The sequence below is a fragment of the Vibrio tritonius genome, from assembly GCF_001547935.1.
In the GTDB taxonomy this organism is placed as follows: domain Bacteria; phylum Pseudomonadota; class Gammaproteobacteria; order Enterobacterales; family Vibrionaceae; genus Vibrio; species Vibrio tritonius.
Genome location: NZ_AP014635.1, coordinates 2,484,079 through 2,502,460, shown reverse-complemented (window position 1 = coordinate 2,502,460; position 18,382 = coordinate 2,484,079). Strand labels below are relative to the sequence as shown.

Sequence of the window (18,382 nt, the reverse complement as noted above, 5' to 3'; positions counted from 1 at the left end):
CCTGTGGTTAGTAGAGGAGCGAGTATAGTTGGCGACGATATTTGCTGGCTAGGCTGTTACCTTGACCGAGCGCATTGAGAATATCCATAAACGTTTTTTTCATTTCACCATCAAGGGTGTTAAGGTCTTTTTTCAAAAATGACCACAGTAGCTCAAGAGCCTCTTCGTCTCGCGACACTTCATGGTAAGAGGTCGCCAATTCATTTGCCAATGTCGCATCTTTCGGTGCTGCTTGATAGGCCTGTTCTAACGCTTGCAGTTCAGGACTGTTAGAGGCTTGTTGATGCAGTTCCAACTTTGAACAGAGGCTTTTGTAGTAGTTGTCTTGATATTCCAATGGGATGTGGTTAAGTAACTCAGCTGCTAAATCAAATTGTTGAGTGGCTAGGTAACAATCAGCAAGAGCCAATTTCACATCACCTTGTTTTTTCCATTCATCAGACAAAGGTTGAAGCAAAGCCAGTGCAGCGCCGTGTTGCTGTGCTTGAACCAATTGCATTGCTTTGCTGACATCTCGCTCTTCTTGGCTTGGGAGGTGACGAGCCAACATCGTTTCGATGGCAGCAATGGGTTGTGGACCACCCAAACCATCGACTGGCTGACCATTGATAAACATGGCAATAGTAGGTAATGCTTGGATGCCAAACTGACTGGCTATAGCTTGCTCTTGTTGACAGTTCAATGTTGCTAAGGTGAATGCACCATCGTAATTTTGCGCTAGTTGTTGAATTTGAGGCAATAACTGAGTGCTTTCTTCACTCATCGGAGCCCAAAAATAGAAAAGAATAGGTGTTTGAGCTGAGCTCTCTAACACTTGATGAAAATTCGTTTGGCTCACATCGATAATGTATGGTGATTGCATAGCAAATCCTTATAACGTCGCACTTTTTTCCTAAAATGGGGCAAAGTTAGTCATTTTTCAAGATGGCTGATGCAAGAAAATAAACATCCCTTCCCGTTGGCCTTGAAAAAATAGGCCTTGGAAAGGGATCGTTCATTGTGACGACTGGTATTAAAAAGTGAGGAACAGTACAACCACGACCATAACACCAAGCCAGTTCCACTGATTTAGGGTCATAACGGCTCTCTGAAAGATCAATTAGATTAGTAAACAGGATCTATTATGAGAGTAAATTATGACCAATTAATGACAATTTTGTCGTTTATGAGGATTTTAATAAAATTTTATCTATGACCTTCCCGGGCAATAGCCGTTTGAGAATGGCAATAATTTTGGTTGGTTTGGTGATGCGATATCTCAATTTGGGGTTGTCAGATTCGAGCGCATGAATCAGTGGCGGTAAACAACTTTCTGCTGGCAGAGCATACTTATTGCGTGATTGAGTGCGGGACAATCGATCAATCTGGCTTTGATATTCTTGCTGATGAACGCTGTGTTCAATATCAATCCAGTGACGAAATGCAGCTAGTGCATTGTTTCTAAATTGGGTTTCTATCGCACCGGGTTCAATAAGGCTAACCCGAATGTGAGTATCGGCGAGTTCGAGTCGTAAAGTATCTGTCCATCCTTCAATAGCAAACTTGGAGCTGTTGTAGGCACCGCGATATTTCATAGCGGCAAACCCAAGCACGGAGCTATTTTGCACAATGCGCGCATAATTTTGTTGACGAAAGTGAGGAATCAACTGGGTAGTAAGATGATGCCAACCAAAAAAATTGGTATTAAATTGCTCCCGCAATCCTTGAGTAGAAAGATCCTCCAATGCTCCTGGAAGACCGTATGCTCCATTGTTAAATAGTGCGTTGAGCCTATTTTCCGTGAGTTCAAGCGCTTGCTTTACACCATGATCAATGCTCGCCTCATCAGCCAAATCAAGCATGATACAAGTCAGCCCCTCTTCGGTAAGGCGCTTCACATCGTCAGCATGACGGCAAGAGGCTACCACCTCATGACCACGTTTTTTAAGAGCATGAGCGGCCATGTAGCCAATGCCACTTGAACAGCCAGTAATCAAAATTGAAAGCGTTGGGGAAGTTTTCACCGTATACCTCGCTTTAATGGTTTAGATGCAGCAAATTACGCAAAGCGGGTTCAATGCGCGTGAAATGAAATTGAAACCCAAGATCGTGTAAACGTTTAGGTTTGGCTCCCAGACTGTCGAGCAACAATTCTGATGACTCTCCCATGAGCAATTTAATGAGCCATTTAGGGGTGAATAGTAAATGTGGGCGGCTCAAACAGCGGGCTAGAGTGCGGCTAAATTCTTTATTGGTCGTGGGATGGGGGGCGGTTAAGTTGAATGCTCCATGCGCTTGTGGGCTTTCAAGTAAATAGACAATCGCTCGAACCATATCGACCATATGGATCCACGGTAAATATTGCTTTCCGTTACCAATAGTGCCTCCCAAGCCTAACTTATAGGGCAGAAGCATTTTTGTTAAAGCGCCGCCATGAGTGGACAGTACGACGCCGGTGCGTAATATCACGACTCGAGTATTTTCGCTTTGCGCACTCAAGGCAATCTTTTCCCAATTGGCGCAGACATAGTGCGAGAAACGGTCGTTATGCAGGTCGTTAAGTTCATTAAACGTCCCCACTGAATGGTTGCCATAGTAGCCGACTGCTGAGCCGCTAATAAACACTTTAGGAGGCGTTTGGCTTTGTTTGATTAGGTTGGTGAGTTTTTGGGTAATTGTCCAACGACTGTCACAAATGACTTGTTTCTGCTTTTTGGTCCAGCGCTTATCGGCAATAGGTTCTCCCGCGAGATTGATCACGGCATCGTAACTATTGAGGTCGTTGAGACCATCAAGTGTTTGAATAAACTTGAGCTTATCATGGTTAATATAAGACAGTTGCTGTCTAGCCCGATAAGGATTACGAGTAAGTACAACCAATTCATGTGTCATGATCAACTTGGCTAATTCTTTGCCAATGAGGCCTGTACCACCGGTAATCAAAATTTTCATTGTGCCTCCCTGCCGCTGCCCATCTGCCGGAAAAGTGAGTGATGTTTAAGAAGAAAATATAGATTGTTAGCGCCGATCATACGCTAGTTGTTGCATCCTGCGAAGTGAATAGTGTGGGTGGCGTTCCATTTAAAATTACGTACAATGAATGCGCATTAGAGAGGTAGTTTATGAAATTGTTTTTTGCATCGGATCTTCATGGATCCTTACCTGCTACACAGCGTACTTTGGCATTGTTTGCTCAATCTGGCGCACAAAGTCTAGTATTGCTCGGTGACTTGCTTAATCACGGACCACGTAACCCTATTCCAGAAGGGTATAATCCTCCCGAAGTTGCGAGTTTACTCAATCAGCAAGCCGATAAAATTATTGCAGTACGGGGTAATTGTGACAGTGAAGTGGATCAGATGCTGCTCAATTTCCCTATGATGAGCGATTATGCTTGGGTACTACTAGAAAGTGGTCAGCGTCTGTTTTTGACCCATGGGCATCTTTATAATCAAAATAAGCAACCACCATTAAGAGAAAATGATGTGATTGCGCATGGACACACACATGTCCCTGTTGCAGAAAAAATTGATCAAACCATTATTTTTAATCCAGGCTCTGTCACCTTTCCCAGAAATGGTTTACCAGCCAGCTACGGATTATTGGAAAACGATAAGCTATCAGTCATCACGTTTGATGGTGAAACATTAGTAGCCACTTGCCTTGCCTAATAAGAATGAGGGTTCAGCATTAAAGATGAATCCTCATCTCACGTTGCCAACGTTATTGCTCAGATGGCAAGACACGATCGGCATGGCCTAAGTCACGCTCAGGATCAATTTCATCTCTCACGCGTTGTTTAAGCTCTTTCGCTTCAGGAAACCCACCATCTGCTTTACGCTCCCAAATGGTTTTACCATTGCATAAAATTTCAAAATGGCCGCCCGTATCAGGATGTAAGGCGACAGTTTCCAATTCTTCACTAAAAGTATGAAGCAGTTCTTGAGCCATCCAACTGGCACGAAGCATCCAGTTACATTGACGGCAGTAATAGATATCAATGCTCGCTTTTTTCATCATTATCCCGTTAATCTATAACCTACTACAATCTCTAAATCACTGTTCCTAAATGTAGGTCATTTAGGCAAATGCTGAACGCAGACTCGCATAAACCCATCCATGGGGCTCCTCTTTGCCATCCTTGGCAAAGAGGGTCTGCTTATCAGCACCCGCCTGTTGAATCACACTGGAGCATAATTAGGAACAGTTATTTAGCCTACTAATAGTTTGATCCCAACGACTACGGTGATCACTTCAAAAATGATTTTAATTACTCGGTTACTGTAACGATTGGCAAGATAAGCTCCGCTACTGCCACCAACAAAAGAACCTAGCAGCAAAATAGGTAACCATGGCCAGTAGATAGGAGCGCCAGCTTGAGCGACGGCGAGACCGCCTACACCATTCCAGATAAAGCCAACGCAAAACATGGTGATAGCGATAGACTGTTTATAGCTATAGCCAAACCAACGTACTACATAGAGTGTAACTAGAAGCCCGGAACCAGCAGCGAGAGAGCCATTGATGATACCAATAAAAATCAGTAGTGGGGCACCCAATAACATCCCTTTTGCATCGCGACGAATCGGTTTTTCTTCTTGCCCGAGTGATTTCTTAAAACGTGAGTAAATACCCAAGCTGAGAATCATGGCACCCAACATCATTTTGGCTGCTTGCTCAGGAATATACACAACAATATTTGCCCCTACCACAACACCGATTAAGCCCACTAAAGTGACGTAAGAGGCCATCTTCCATGGAATGTTGCGATGACGAATGTGGGTAAATGCGGCGCCTAATCCTAAGGCAACACTTGCCACTTTATGGGTTGCAAGGGCTTGAGAAAAAGGCAGGCCTAAAAAGATGAGGAGAGGAAATTGTAATAGTCCTGCTCCGCCACCTGACAATGCGGCTAAAGTGTTTGATATATATGAGCCTAGAAATAGCCCTAATGAATTGATTATATCCATAATATAAATAGAAAGGGCAGCGATGCTGCCCTTATTGAGTCCTTTGTTATTTTTAACTAGTTACTAAACAGCACTTGAGAGCCGTGGCTTAAGCTTGTTAGCAATAACGTCTTGTCATTTACAATATCAATGCGACGGCTTTGCTCTGCATCCAATTTAAAAAACTGAGTGATTAGCTTGAGTTGTTCAGGAGTAAAATCACTGCTCTTGCTATTAGAAACGTCTTTAAATTGTTTTGGTGTCACTAGAAGGTAGTTGTCACTAACGTCCCAATCCCCAGTTTCTGAAATATTAATCACACTATCAGGCTCTTTAGCCTCTTGAGCGAATAACCTCATAACTGAAACACGGATATAGTTGCCGTTAGGCAAGTATTTCATGTTAGATGACACATCGACACGAGTTAGTGGTCCAACGGAACGATCTCTTTCTAATTTGGTGACGATACGTGATTGCCACTCTCTAGATGAGAGGAGTTGTTCGACTTTTAAATCACTGTCGAGGTATAACCAGGCAGAAAAAATCAATGATATTAGAAAGATAATCGTAGCAATTTTTTTTGTCATTTTTCTTCCCATTACCGGCAAAGATTCGATAAATCACTTTGATTTCCGAAAATTCGTACTGTGAAATTACCGACAGAGTGCAGTGGCTGGCTAACGTAGTTCAGCACTAAGACGTTGTCCTGACCACCTGTTGCTATGACTTGTGTCGCTTTATATTCACCGGTATGACGAACGCTATAGGCCTCAATACACTGCTTGATCGAGGGTAACCACGAAGTCAATTCAGGTTGATTTAGTGGTGCATTCACTTCTATACCGTTATAGCTGGCCAAATGAATAAATTTAGAAGGAGTAGGGCTCATCCATGTCAAAACAAAGATTGGCATTAAGATGGCCAGCAAAAGCAACATTTTTGTTACAAAATCAGTCGATTTAGAACTTTTTTGATTTTTTGCCGTTACTTCATCATCATTTTGTACACTTACCGATTCTGAATGTTTAACAAATTCGGTATGTTCTATCACTTTATCGTTAGTTTCGTTACCAGCGTTTAACTCTGGTTGTTCTGCGGTAAGTTCACTAGCTAGCGAGCCCTTTTCTGGTTGGGATACCTGTGTAGGAGGCTCGAAATCTAATGGTTCATTGATAGAATACACATTACAAATCAACTGATAACCGCGTTTAGGCACAGTTTTTACAAACTGCGGTGACTTAGTTGAGTCTTTTAGATTCTTCCGAAGAGTCGAAATAGCCTGTGTAAGACTAGAGTCATCTACTTCAAAACCTTGTTCCCGCCAGACAAAATCATGCAGCTCGTTACGAGTGACAACTTCATTTGGTCGTTGTGACAGCATTAGTAAAATACGACTTTCATTGCTTCCTAGGCGAACAATCTCATCGTCAGCTTCTTTATCAACTAATGAGTTACTTGTGGGATCAAAGGTGAATCTATCATCAAGAATAAACTTTGGACCAATGTTACTCATCGATATCTTCTTTTATAAGTATTAGATTTTTTGACTTTTACCGAGAAGGTATTTTCCATGTCAATGAGTTAAGAACGAGTTAAGACTATAGCATTTTTTATCTTCCTTGATAAAAACAAAGCTAAGCATAAACAATACAAATGCAAAAAACATCGTTTTTATTGCATTTGACCTTGATTTTACATTTACAGTCCTCATCTATTTAACAAAGTTTCAGCGTTCATTTCGAGCTGGTTCGGAATGAACATGTTTAGATGTTACGGAGCGGATATGAGCGAAACTGCAACTATGAATAAAGAAACACGTGGTTTTCAATCAGAAGTAAAACAGTTACTTCATTTGATGATTCACTCTTTGTACTCCAACAAAGAGATCTTTTTACGTGAACTTATTTCCAACGCGTCGGATGCAGCGGATAAGCTACGTTTCAAAGCGTTGTCTAATCCAGAACTCTATCAAGGCGACGCCGATTTGGGCGTAAAGCTATCATTCGATGCTGACGCAAACACCATTACTGTTTCAGATAATGGTATAGGCATGAGCCGAGATGATGTGATTGAAAACTTAGGTACAATCGCGAAGTCTGGAACAGCAGAATTCTTCTCAAAACTCTCAGAAGATCAAACCAAAGATTCTCAATTAATTGGGCAATTTGGTGTTGGTTTTTACTCTGCATTTATCGTTGCGGATGCTGTCACTGTGCGTACACGCGCCGCAGGAGTACCAGCCGAAGATGCCGTCCAGTGGTATTCGAAAGGTGAAGGTGAGTATACCATTGAAACCATTAAGAAAGAATCCCGCGGAACGGATATTATCTTACATCTGCGCGAAGAGGGTAAAGAGTTCTTATCGGAATGGCGTTTACGTGATGTGATTTCCAAATATTCTGACCATATCAGCATTCCTGTTTACCTAGAAGTCGCAGAAAAAGATGACGAAGGTAAAGAAACGGGTGAGAAGAAGTGGGAACAGGTCAATAAAGCTCAAGCGCTATGGACCCGTTCAAAATCGGAAATCACCGATGAAGAGTACCAAGAGTTCTACAAGCACATTACTCATGATTACGCTGATTCATTGATTTGGTCACATAACCGCGTAGAAGGGAAAAACGATTATACTAGCTTGCTGTATATTCCAGCGAAAGCCCCGTGGGATATGTTTAATCGCGAGCACAAACATGGCTTGAAACTCTATGTGCAACGTGTGTTTATCATGGATGACGCTGCGCAGTTTATGCCAAATTACCTACGCTTCGTTCGCGGCTTAATTGATTCGAACGACCTGCCGCTCAACGTTTCTCGTGAGATTCTGCAAGATAACAAAGTCACCAGTAGTTTACGTAGTGCACTTACAAAACGCGCACTCACTATGTTGGAAAGTTTAGCTAAAAAAGACGCAGACAAGTACCTCGCTTTTTGGAAAGAATTTGGTTTGGTACTAAAAGAGGGTCCTGCAGAAGACTTTTCTAACAAAGAGAAAATTGCCGGTTTGATGCGCTTTGCTTCAACTCATGAAGAGACATCTGAAGAGAAAGTATCGCTGGCTGATTACGTCTCACGCATGAAAGAAGGTCAGGATAAGATTTACTATCTGACAGCAGATAGCTATAAAGCAGCGAAAAACAGCCCACACCTAGAGCAGTTCCGTAGTAAAGGGATTGAAGTATTACTGCTTTCAGACCGTATCGATGAATGGATGATGAACTATCTTACTGAGTTTGATGGTAAGTCTTTCCAACTGATTACAAAAGCTGGTCTGGATTTGAGCAAATTTGAAGACGAGCAAGAGAAAGAAAAACACAAAGAAGTTGAGGAAGAGTTTAAATCTGTATCTGAACGAATCAAAACTTACCTTGGCGATCGAGTTAAAGATGTTCGTACTACATTTAAATTAGCGACAACTCCAGCTGTTTTGGTCACTGACGATTTTGAAATGGGTACACAAATGGCCAAGCTACTGGCTGCCGCAGGGCAAGAAGCGCCAGAAGTGAAGTACATTTTCGAAATCAATCCAGAGCATCCAATGGTGACTCGCATGGCAGATGAGCCTGATGAAGAAGCATTTGGTCGTTGGGTTGAAGTGCTATTTGGTCAAGCAATGTTAGCAGAACGTGGCTCGATGGAAGATCCATCTGAGTTCTTAAGTGCTGTTAACCAATTGCTGGTAAAGGCATAATCCTTTTTAGTTAGATAAAGCTCGCCAATTGGCGAGCTTTTTTCTTGGCGGATCTGGTGGTTTTTTTGGTAAACATGGTGGTTATTTTCTACTAAACCGTCGCAATCTTTAGTCTAAGTTTCGTCAGCACAAGAAAAAGTTGTGGTAGAATCTTCGACTTGAATGTCAAAACTAAGGCGTGTATTTTGGCACGCCACAAATGAGATTAGTTTATACCGAAACTTACCATGTATGTCACAAGACGTTGTGAGCTTCGGTATAACGATTTAGTTAATAAAGAGGATAGAACATGCGCATCATTCTTTTAGGTGCTCCAGGTGCAGGTAAAGGTACACAGGCTCAATTCATTCAGCAGAAGTTTGGTATCCCACAAATTTCAACTGGTGACATGCTACGTGCTGCAATCAAAGCGGGTACTGAGCTTGGTAAACAAGCAAAAGCAGTTATTGATGCAGGTCAGCTTGTTTCTGACGATATTATTCTTGGTCTAATCAAAGAACGTATCGCTCAAGACGATTGTGAAAAAGGTTTCTTACTAGATGGTTTCCCTCGCACTATTCCTCAAGCTGATGGTTTGAAAGAAATGGGTGTTGACGTTGACTACGTTATCGAATTCGATGTAGCTGATGACGTTATCGTTGAACGTATGGCTGGTCGTCGTGCTCACCTAGCTTCTGGTCGTACTTACCACGTGGTTTACAACCCACCTAAAGTGGAAGGAAAAGATGACGTAACAGGTGAAGATCTCGTTGTTCGTGATGACGACAAAGAAGAAACTGTACGTGCACGTCTAAATGTTTACCATACTCAAACTGCGCCACTTATCGAGTACTACGGTAAATTGGCAGACGCTGGCGAAACTAAATACTTAAAATTCGACGGCACTAAAGCGGTTGAAGAAGTGAGTGCAGATATCGAAAAAGCACTTGCTTAATTTGTGTAGAATTTTGCTATAGTGAAAAGCGACCGTAAGGTCGCTTTTTTTATAATATTTTCTTGGGATATACAGGTACCAAAAAGTTTTCGATGCAAAGGGTCAATAAAGTGCAAAGTGAGAAAAAAGTTGGAGTGTTGCTAGCAAACTTAGGTACTCCAGAGGCGCCAACGGCTAAGGCAGTAAAGCGCTTTCTAGGAGAGTTTTTGCATGACAAGCGAGTGGTTGATCTTACTCGTCTACTTTGGTGTCCGATTTTGCACGGGATTATTTTGCCCATACGTTCACCTAAAGTAGCAAAATTGTACCAATCTATCTGGATGGAAGAGGGCTCGCCTCTCATGGTGTATTCATTACGCCAGAAGCACAAGCTCGAGCAGGAATTAGCATTGCCTGTTGAGTTAGGCATGACCTATGGTGAACCGAGCTTAGCTAATGGTATTCGAGCATTAGAAGCGCGCGGCGTGGAGCGTATTATCGTGCTTTCGCTCTATCCGCAATATTCGGCGACCACCACGGCGGCAGTATTTGATGGCCTTGCTAAAGCCATGAAGTCCAAACCTGTGTTACCTGAGCTCATTTTTATTCGTGACTATCACGATCATCCTACTTACATAAAAGCATTGGCTGATAAAGTTCGTCAATCTTGGCAGCAACATGGTCAAGGTGATGTTTTGCTTTGTTCTTATCATGGTATTCCAAAGCGTTATGCTGACAATGGAGATTGTTATCCCGATCATTGCGAGCGAACAACCGAGTTGCTACGGATTGAGCTAGGTTTAACGTCGGAGCAAATCATGATGACCTATCAATCGCGCTTTGGACGTGAAGAATGGTTACAACCTTATACCGATAAAACAATGGAAACATTGCCAGAAAAAGGCATCAGGAAGTTAGATATTATTTCTCCTGCATTTTCTGTGGATTGCCTAGAAACCTTAGAAGAGTTGCAAGAGCAAAATAAAGAGATTTTTATCGAAGCTGGTGGTGAGGCGTTTCATTATGTTGAGTGCTTAAACGACAGTGATTTACACATTGAAATGATGGCCAAATTGGTTGAGTTTTACAGCTAGGTTTAAATAACAGCTCCCAATTTTGATGCTAATTATTGGTTTAAAGGAATCACATTTTGGCAACCGTGACGTAGAGTAGCGATCATTTGGCGTGATTTAGATAAAAAAAGCCTCGTTAATTAACGAGGCTTTTTATTGTTCAACATAAATTTATGTTATGCAGACGCTTGTGCGTTTTCAGTATTAGCCGCTGATTCACCACGACTTACACGAGTCAGTTTTGGTGCAATTAGGAAAGTAATTACAGCAATACCTGCAGTGCAGTAGCCGATTTTACCGAATACATCACCATAGATAGCCAAAGACTCATGAGCACTAGCGATATCTGCTGGCGCAGACGTCAAACTTGCTACCCAGCCAGCAATAACCGCTGCGGTTGCAGAGGTTAAGAACCACATACCCATAGCAAAGCCCATCATGCGTTGTGGCACAAGTTGAGCCACCATGGCAAGGCCAAGGCCAGAAACAAGTAATTCACCGATAGATTGGAACAAGTAGCTTAGTACTAACCAGTTAGAACTGATGATGCCTTGTTCATTCGCAAAGCCTGCCCCCCAAGAGAGAACAAGGAAAGACAGAGCACAAAGCGCCATACCAATAGCAAATTTGAATGGCATAGATAGGCTATCACCTAGTTTGCCGTAAATGATCGCTAGGATTGGGCTTGCTACCATAATCCAAAATGGGTTTAGTGCTTGGAATTGTTCTGGTTCTGCGTGGAAACCAAATAGGTCATGACTTACGTTGTGAATAGCAAAGAAGTTCAATGACGTAGGCATCTGGAAGTAAAGAACAAAGAATACAATGCCTTGTAGCATCAGAATAAACGCAACGAACATTTTCTGGCGCTCAATGCCAGTCATGCTTAATGCTTCTTTAAAGTAGAAGAACAGAATCGCAAGACCTGCAATCACTAAAATACCGTGTGCAAGAGTCAGGTTTTGTAGTAGGTAACTACAAATAAAACTAGCAACAACAGAGCCGATCACGACCATCAAAAGCTTGCTTTTGTTTACCGGAGCAAGATCTGCAGGAGAACCAACAGAGTTGAGCATTTTTAGGCAAGATAGGAAATTAACGACAGTGATAGCCAGACCAATTGCGCTCACACCAAATGCCATACCATAGCCCGCTTTCTCTGCGACGATAGGCGTTAGGATCATTGAGATCAATGAGCCGATGTTGATTGCCATGTAATACATAGTAAACGCGCCATCTAAACGAGGGTCGTGCTCATCGTATACTTTAGCAAGAAGGCTTGATGGGTTCGCTTTAAATAGACCATTACCAACGGTGATAAAGCCCATTGCAACGAAAATCAGTGTGGAACCACCGATGTGTCCTGATGTGGTAGATACACCCAAAAGAGCGTAACCAACCATAAGGATAATTGCACCTAGCGTGATGGCGCGTTTGGTTCCGATGACTTTATCACCCAACCAACCGCCAGCGGCAACAAAACCATAAATCAATGCAGAGAATGCACCAAACAGTACAAATGAAGTAGATTCATCCATACCCAAGATTTTTACTAGATATACAGTAAGGATGGCTTGCATCCCATAAAAACCAAATCGTTCCCAGAATTCTATTGAAAAGATCAGATAGAACGACTTCGGTTGCTTGAAAATGTTCAAGTCAGACATATGAAGTTCCTGTAAGCTTCCGCGTACGCGGCTGTGTTATGCATCAAAATATCGGGTGAGGTTCTCAGTAGTGCTGAAATGTCTTACCCAACAAATTACAAAGTAATGACAACTATTTTTAGGTTGTAATAAAGAGTTTTATTCGGAGTGTACGTATACAGACTAGGGATTTAAATCGCAAGGGATAAAAATGACCGAATTATGAACTGTCATGTAAAATTTATTTATATCATAAGGTTAAGTCCGCTGTTGCACGATCTAATCACGCGAAAACTATTTTTGCAAAAATGGAAAATACCTATTTATTTGTGATTTAAATCACAAATAAATAGTAAAACAATGATTGTGCGCACAAGGGTTCGGCTGACAAACCGTTGCGTTATTTCTTGCTTCAATGAATGTGGTACGATTAAGAAAAAAGAGTGGAATCATCTTATGAAACGTTGGTACTTGTTGTATTGCAAGCGTGGTGAGCAGATGCGAGCAAAACTCCACCTAGAAAATCAGGGAGTGGATTGCTACTACCCTGAGGTTGTTGTCGAAAAGATTGTCAGAAATAAACGTCAGAAGGTAAAAGAACCGCTGTTTCCGTCCTATGTATTTGTTCGATTTGATTATGAGCAAGGGCCCACGTTCACTGCGGTACGTTCAACGCGTGGAGTGGTGGATTTTATTCGCTTTGGGGCGACGCCAAAAGAGTTGAACGGTGAGCTGATAAGTGAGTTAAAGCTTGTGGAAGAAGAACACCAGCAGTTTGTTGAAGATTCAGGTCCACTAAAAGGGCAAGTTATTGAGGTGACGGGTGGGCAATTTGCCGGCATTGAAGCTATTTATCAGGAACCTGATGGTGAAACGCGTTCTATCATGCTAATTAAGCTGATTAATCAAAACGTGGAGATAAGTGTTGCTAATCGTGACTTAGCGCTGAAATCTACCTCCAAAGGCAATTAACAGCCAATAAAAAGGTGCCGAAAGGCACCTTTTTGCTATTTGATGTTGAGTGCTGTTTACCTATTAGTAAGCTTCGTGGTGAACCGCTTTCACTGCGCGACCTGATGGGTCGATACAGTTTTTAAATGACTCGTCCCACTCCACTGCTTTAGCAGAAGAACAAGCAACTGATGGGCCACCAGGAACACAGTGTGCAGCGGATTCAAGAGGGAATAATTCCTCAAAAATTTCTCGATACACATAGCCTTCTTTAGTGGTTGGAGTGTTGTATGGGAAACGGAATTTTGCAGTTTCCATTTGCTGGTCTGACACTTTTGCTTCAGCGGTGGCTTTTAAGGTGTCAATCCAACCGTAACCTACACCATCAGAAAACTGCTCTTTTTGACGCCATGCAATAGATTCCGGTAAATATTGCTCAAAACACTCACGAAGAATGTGTTTTTCCATTTTGCCATTACCACACATTTTGTCTTTAGGGTTTAGACGCATTGCAACATCGATAAACTCTTTGTCTAGGAATGGTACGCGACCTTCAACCCCCCAAGCGGCGAGTGATTTGTTAGCACGAGCACAGTCGAACAAGTTCAGTGCAAGCAGTTTACGTACAGTCTCTTCATGGAACTCTTGTGCGTTAGGTGCTTTATGGAAGTATAAGTATCCACCAAAGATCTCATCTGCCCCTTCGCCAGAAAGCACCATTTTGATGCCCATTGCTTTGATCTTACGACCCATCAAAAACATTGGGGTTGAAGCGCGAATAGTGGTCACATCATAAGTTTCAATGTGGTAGATCACATCGCGAATCGCATCTAACCCTTCTTGGATGCTGTAAGTCATTTCATGGTGAACTGTACCGATCTGATCTGCCACTTCACGTGCCGCTTTCAAATCAGGAGCACCTTCTAAACCGATCGCAAATGAGTGTAATTGAGGCCACCAAGCTGCTGACTTTTCATCATCTTCAATACGCATTGCAGCGAAACGTTTGGCAATAGCAGACGTAATTGATGAATCTAGACCGCCAGAAAGCAAAACACCGTATGGTACGTCAGTCATTAGCTGGCGTTTAACGGCTGCTTCTAGTGCTTCGGTTAGCTCCTCTTTTGATGTGAGGTTATCTCTCACTGCATTGTATTCGAACCAGTCACGTACGTAATAACGCTGAGGTTTTGCATCTCCAGAGCGGTAGAAAGAACCTGGAGGAAACTCGCTAATAGATTTACACACTGGAACAAGCGCTTTCATTTCTGAAGCAACATAGTAGTTACCGTGTTCGTCATGACCTTGGTATAAAGGAATGATGCCGATATGGTCACGGCCAACGAGATACTCGTCTTTTTCTTCATCGTACAGCACGAATGCAAAAATGCCGTTTAGCTCTTCAAGAAGGTCGGCCCCTTTATCACGATAAAGAGCCAAGATGACTTCACAATCTGATTCAGTTTGGAATTCGTATTTTCCTTCGTAACGGGCACGAATTTCTTTGTGGTTATAGATTTCGCCATTAACAGCAAGGATTAGTTTTCTATCAGGGCTGAACAGGGGTTGAGCGCCACTATTTAGACCTACGATCGCAAGGCGTTCATGAGCTAGGATAGCTCGTTCAGATGAATAAATACCTGACCAGTCTGGGCCACGGTGGCGAAGTTTTTTAGACATTTCTAACGCGACAGGGCGCAACTCAGCTGCGTCACTTTTTATGTCTAGAATGCCAAAGATAGAACACATACGACTTCCTTACTTACTTGATTTCTTCCGATGACTTCAATTTGCCACTCTAATTAAAAAAAGCAACCGATAAATAGGTAATAATTTATATAAAGTGAGTTATGGTGAATGAAATTTAATTTAATAGTTGTTTTTGTGAATGGTGTTTAAGTGTGGGTGAAAAAACTAGCAAAAAACGATAAAAAAGGGGTCAATGACCCCTTTTTTATTTTTCTTCAGAGAGTTAAGTATGTATAGCTAAGTAATCTCAAGATGCTGTTTCAGCGCGCATGTACTCAATCTTGGACAAGGCACTGATTTGAATATCTCGTTATTCTTACGTAGAAAACGAGTAACGCTGCTTTATAGTTAATCGAAGTGCGGTTTTAGCTGCTGACAAACATGTCGGGCAAAACCTGTTCCTGCTTCACTGTAAATATTGAAAGCAGCATGAGCGCCACTTGCAAGTAAATCGTCTTTTTGGTCTTGATATTCAGCAATGGCAGCGATTTGTCCCGTGTAGTCATGCTGTTTAAGTAGCGATAAAGCGATCTTATTCGCTTGGTTATGAGGCATGGCAAGCAGTACTAACTTAACGCGTTCGGTATCAAGAATACGTTCCCAAAAGTCTGGATCGGTGGCATCACCTGTAATCACGTTGCGGCCCTCATCTCTATGCTGCTGAGCGGCTTCTTCTTTCAGTTCTATGCCTAAGCAAACTTTGCCAAAACGGGAGTGAATTTCATCGTAGGCACCGGTGCCGATCCGGCCCATACCAAATATGATCACTTGAGCATTCCCTGCGCTGATTAAACGATCTCTCGGATTGAGCGCATCTGCAACAGGTGAATGAATCCAAGGGGCTGATTTTTGATAGATTTGGTTACTTTTTCGTACGACAGGTGCAGAGATAACAAAAGAAAGAGGGATGGCCATAGCGAGAGCGACAAGAATATCGGCAGGCAACCAACCTTGGTGATAAGCAAGTCCAGCGACAATCAGGCCAAACTCGCTATAGTTCAGTAAGCTTAAAGAAGCTAATAAAGTGGTGCGTGTACGGAAGCGGTGTGGTCTTAACATCCAAAAGTAGAGTGCGCCTTTAAAAGGCAGCAGAAGAATCAGTAACAAAGCAAGTAAACCACCGGTTACAGAAACTTGTGCCGCTAAGCCAATGTTAAGGAAGAAGCAAACCAAAAATAGCTCTTTCAGATTGAATAAAGATTTGGATAGTTCAGAGGCTTTACTGTGTCCTGAAAGTAGCATACCGACGACGATTGCGCCTAAATCCGCTTTTAAACCAACACTTTCGAAGAGCCCACCACCGAGTACCAATGCGACGAATATACCGAACAGAACCAGCATTTCACCATGGCCGACCCAATCGAGCAATTTATAAAATAGAGGTCTTGCTAAAGGCAATAAAAACAGTGCTAAAGCGTATAAGTCTGGGACTTTTCCGGTTGATGCGGAGAGAAAAATAACCGCAAAGATGTCTTGCATCACCAATATGCCGATTGCCAGCATACCGTAGGTGGCATGCATTTCACCTTTCTCTTGTAGTGATTTGACGGCAAACACCGTACTAGAAAAAGAAAGGGCAAAGCCAATCAACATAAGCTGGTAGAAATTCAACCCTGCTAAGCTATCTAGTCCAAGATATTGTAGCCCGGCCAATGCCATAGAGAAAAATAGAGTACATGATAAGTTATGTAGGGTGGCACTGGCCCAAATCTCCTTGGCAAGCAACATTTTTATATCGAGCTTTAAGCCTATAGAAAACAACAACAGTGTGACCCCTAAATCGGCTAGGTTGATTAGGGTTTGATTCGGTGAGTAACCGAAAGCATGGAGGGCAAAGCCAGTAATTAAAAAGCCAACTAAAGGTGGTAAATGACAGCGCAAGGCGATAAAACCAGCCACAAAAGCACAGGAGATAAATATGAGTTCCATAGACGATGAATTCACTGTTTTATGTTATATACACAAGTAACCTCAAGATACTGTTTTAGCCTGAATGTAATCGCTCATCGATAAGCTCATTTTTGCGCCCAATTACGTTGAAAGGAAATGACCATTACCTGTGTAATTGAGCTTGATCTGTGCTCGTTGATGAAGCCCTGAATTCTGCATCTTAAAGTCATTTGAGTATAGAATAGTGTAATTACGAGAGAAAAAGTGGCAACTTTCTCCGGTTTCATCCTTTAGCGTGAAGATGAAACCGGAAAGGTGAGCTGATACGTTAATTTTCCAGTAGCTTTTGGAGTAGTACGCCATTTAGCATCGCACGTTTGATCATTGCAAACGCACTCAAGGTCGGTTGTTTATCTATTTGTGAAACAACAATGGGTAATTGACGATGGAATACACCAAGCGATTGATTGGCCACGTTACGGTAGATGGCTGGGAAAATCAGTTCTTGAGCTTGGGTAATTTGACCTGCAATTACAATTTTTTGTGGGTTGAATAGATTAACGGTAATGGCGACTGCTTTACCAAGATAGTTACCCACTTTGATTAGTGCTTGGCTTGCCAGTTCATCACCGGCTAAAGCGTGTTCACAAATGGTATCGATGGTGATCTTGGGTTCATCAGCTAACGATGTTGGATAGCCTTGAGCAACTCGTTTCTTGACTAAGCGGACGATGGCAGGGTTTGCCGCGACGGTTTCTAAACAGCCAAAGTTACCGCATTGACACTGTTCTCCGAGGGGATCGATCTGTATATGACCAATCTCCCCAACATTACGATTATGGCCAAGGAACACTTGCCCATTGACAATGATTCCTGCGCCTGCGCCACGATGAACACTGATCAAGATCGAATCTTGGCAATCTTGGCTCGCACCAAAGTAATGCTCTGCTAAAGCCATACCTCTTACATCGTTACCCACAAAACACTCGACCTGAAAATGGTCACGAACGGTATCACCAATTGCCATGGTATCTACATCAACGTGAGGCATATATTCAACCACGCCGCTTTCTGGGTTGACCAATCCTGGTAGGGCAATACCAATGGCGATTAACTGTTGAATTTGTGATTGATGATGTTCAATAAACTGATCAATAAATTGAATCAGCCCTTCGACCAATTGATGTTGATCAGAATAGGGGAAGTCCTGATTTGAAGAAGAAAGCTCATTACCGCTAAGATCGTAAAGCCCCAATTGGATATAGTCACGCCCAAGACGTACTGCAACAGAGTGGAAAGGCTTGGTTTCTGTTTCTAACGAAATTGCACGCCTGCCGCCGGTAGATGCCTGTTGCGCTACTTCTTTTATCAGACCACGCTCTAGCAGTTGGCGAGTGATTTTGGTGACACTCGCCGGTGCCAGTTGACTAACATCGGCAACTTGAATTCGAGAAATGGGTCCTTGTTGATCAATTAAGCGATATACCGCTGCGCTATTTAATTGTTTTACAAGATCTACGTTGCCGATTTGTCCGCCATTCATG

Annotated in this window: 16 protein-coding genes; 5 read left to right on the top strand and 11 right to left on the bottom strand. The window is 42.5% G+C overall.

Annotation, left to right across the window (positions count from 1 at the left end; translation table 11 throughout):
- Window positions 1-7: 7 nt before the first annotated feature.
- From JCM16456_RS11045 to JCM16456_RS11035, 3 genes are all read right to left on the bottom strand, one after another.
- Entirely contained in the window at window positions 8-862 is an 855-nt protein-coding gene (locus JCM16456_RS11045; RefSeq protein ID WP_068714296.1) for a co-chaperone YbbN, read from the bottom strand.
- Window positions 863-1,163: 301 nt separating this feature from the next.
- Window positions 1,164-2,003 (bottom strand): SDR family oxidoreductase, encoded by an 840-nt coding sequence (locus JCM16456_RS11040; protein ID WP_269450770.1) that lies wholly within the window; start codon window positions 2,001-2,003, stop codon window positions 1,164-1,166.
- A 13-nt stretch (window positions 2,004-2,016) separates the two neighbouring features.
- Window positions 2,017-2,931 (bottom strand): TIGR01777 family oxidoreductase, encoded by a 915-nt coding sequence (locus tag JCM16456_RS11035; RefSeq protein WP_068714294.1) that lies wholly within the window; start codon window positions 2,929-2,931, stop codon window positions 2,017-2,019.
- Window positions 2,932-3,101: 170 nt separating this feature from the next.
- On the opposite strand from JCM16456_RS11035, the gene yfcE reads away from it, so the two are divergent.
- Window positions 3,102-3,650: a phosphodiesterase gene (gene yfcE, locus JCM16456_RS11030; protein WP_068714292.1), complete on the top strand. Its 549-nt coding sequence runs from the start codon at window positions 3,102-3,104 to the stop codon at window positions 3,648-3,650.
- A 52-nt stretch (window positions 3,651-3,702) separates the two neighbouring features.
- On the opposite strand, the gene JCM16456_RS11025 is transcribed toward yfcE, so the two are convergent.
- The 4 genes from JCM16456_RS11025 to JCM16456_RS11010 all read right to left on the bottom strand — a co-directional run bounded on the left by JCM16456_RS11025 (window position 3,703) and on the right by JCM16456_RS11010 (window position 6,441).
- Window positions 3,703-3,996, bottom strand: a complete 294-nt coding sequence (locus JCM16456_RS11025) for a SelT/SelW/SelH family protein (protein WP_068716042.1) — start codon at window positions 3,994-3,996, stop codon at window positions 3,703-3,705.
- Window positions 3,997-4,190: 194 nt separating this feature from the next.
- A complete protein-coding gene (locus JCM16456_RS11020; protein ID WP_068714290.1) occupies window positions 4,191-4,949 on the bottom strand; it encodes a sulfite exporter TauE/SafE family protein in 759 nt (252 codons plus the stop codon).
- Window positions 4,950-5,005: 56 nt separating this feature from the next.
- Entirely contained in the window at window positions 5,006-5,515 is a 510-nt protein-coding gene (locus JCM16456_RS11015) for a regulatory protein ToxS (protein ID WP_068714289.1), read from the bottom strand.
- An 11-nt stretch (window positions 5,516-5,526) separates the two neighbouring features.
- On the bottom strand, window positions 5,527-6,441 hold the full coding sequence (locus tag JCM16456_RS11010; RefSeq protein ID WP_068714288.1) for a winged helix-turn-helix domain-containing protein: 915 nt from the start codon (window positions 6,439-6,441) through the stop codon (window positions 5,527-5,529).
- A 270-nt stretch (window positions 6,442-6,711) separates the two neighbouring features.
- On the opposite strand from JCM16456_RS11010, the gene htpG reads away from it, so the two are divergent.
- From htpG to hemH, 3 genes are all read left to right on the top strand, one after another.
- Window positions 6,712-8,616, top strand: coding sequence for a molecular chaperone HtpG (htpG, locus tag JCM16456_RS11005; RefSeq protein WP_068714286.1), 1,905 nt, complete (start codon window positions 6,712-6,714; stop codon window positions 8,614-8,616).
- A gap of 289 nt (window positions 8,617-8,905) precedes the next feature.
- A complete protein-coding gene (gene adk / locus JCM16456_RS11000) occupies window positions 8,906-9,550 on the top strand; it encodes an adenylate kinase (protein ID WP_068714284.1) in 645 nt (214 codons plus the stop codon).
- Window positions 9,551-9,642: 92 nt separating this feature from the next.
- Window positions 9,643-10,623 (top strand): ferrochelatase, encoded by a 981-nt coding sequence (gene hemH, locus JCM16456_RS10995; RefSeq protein WP_082712284.1) that lies wholly within the window; start codon window positions 9,643-9,645, stop codon window positions 10,621-10,623.
- 155 nt (window positions 10,624-10,778) lie between these two features.
- Here the strand turns inward: hemH and dtpA are convergent, their stop codons facing one another.
- Window positions 10,779-12,269 carry a dipeptide/tripeptide permease DtpA gene (gene dtpA, locus JCM16456_RS10990; protein WP_068714283.1) on the bottom strand — a complete coding sequence of 497 codons (1,491 nt, stop codon included), beginning with the start codon at window positions 12,267-12,269 and terminating at the stop codon, window positions 10,779-10,781.
- A gap of 435 nt (window positions 12,270-12,704) precedes the next feature.
- Between dtpA and rfaH the strand changes: the two genes are divergently transcribed.
- Window positions 12,705-13,220 carry a transcription/translation regulatory transformer protein RfaH gene (rfaH, locus tag JCM16456_RS10985; protein WP_068714280.1) on the top strand — a complete coding sequence of 172 codons (516 nt, stop codon included), beginning with the start codon at window positions 12,705-12,707 and terminating at the stop codon, window positions 13,218-13,220.
- A gap of 63 nt (window positions 13,221-13,283) precedes the next feature.
- Here rfaH and asnB read toward each other — a convergent pair whose 3' ends face one another.
- The 3 genes from asnB to nagC form a co-directional block, all read right to left on the bottom strand.
- Entirely contained in the window at window positions 13,284-14,948 is a 1,665-nt protein-coding gene (asnB, locus tag JCM16456_RS10980; protein WP_068714279.1) for an asparagine synthase B, read from the bottom strand.
- A gap of 348 nt (window positions 14,949-15,296) precedes the next feature.
- A complete protein-coding gene (locus tag JCM16456_RS10975) occupies window positions 15,297-16,877 on the bottom strand; it encodes a cation:proton antiporter family protein (RefSeq protein WP_068714278.1) in 1,581 nt (526 codons plus the stop codon).
- 289 nt (window positions 16,878-17,166) lie between these two features.
- Window positions 17,167-18,381, bottom strand: a complete 1,215-nt coding sequence (gene nagC / locus JCM16456_RS10970; RefSeq protein ID WP_068714277.1) for a DNA-binding transcriptional regulator NagC — start codon at window positions 18,379-18,381, stop codon at window positions 17,167-17,169.
- Window position 18,382: the final 1 nt, after the last annotated feature.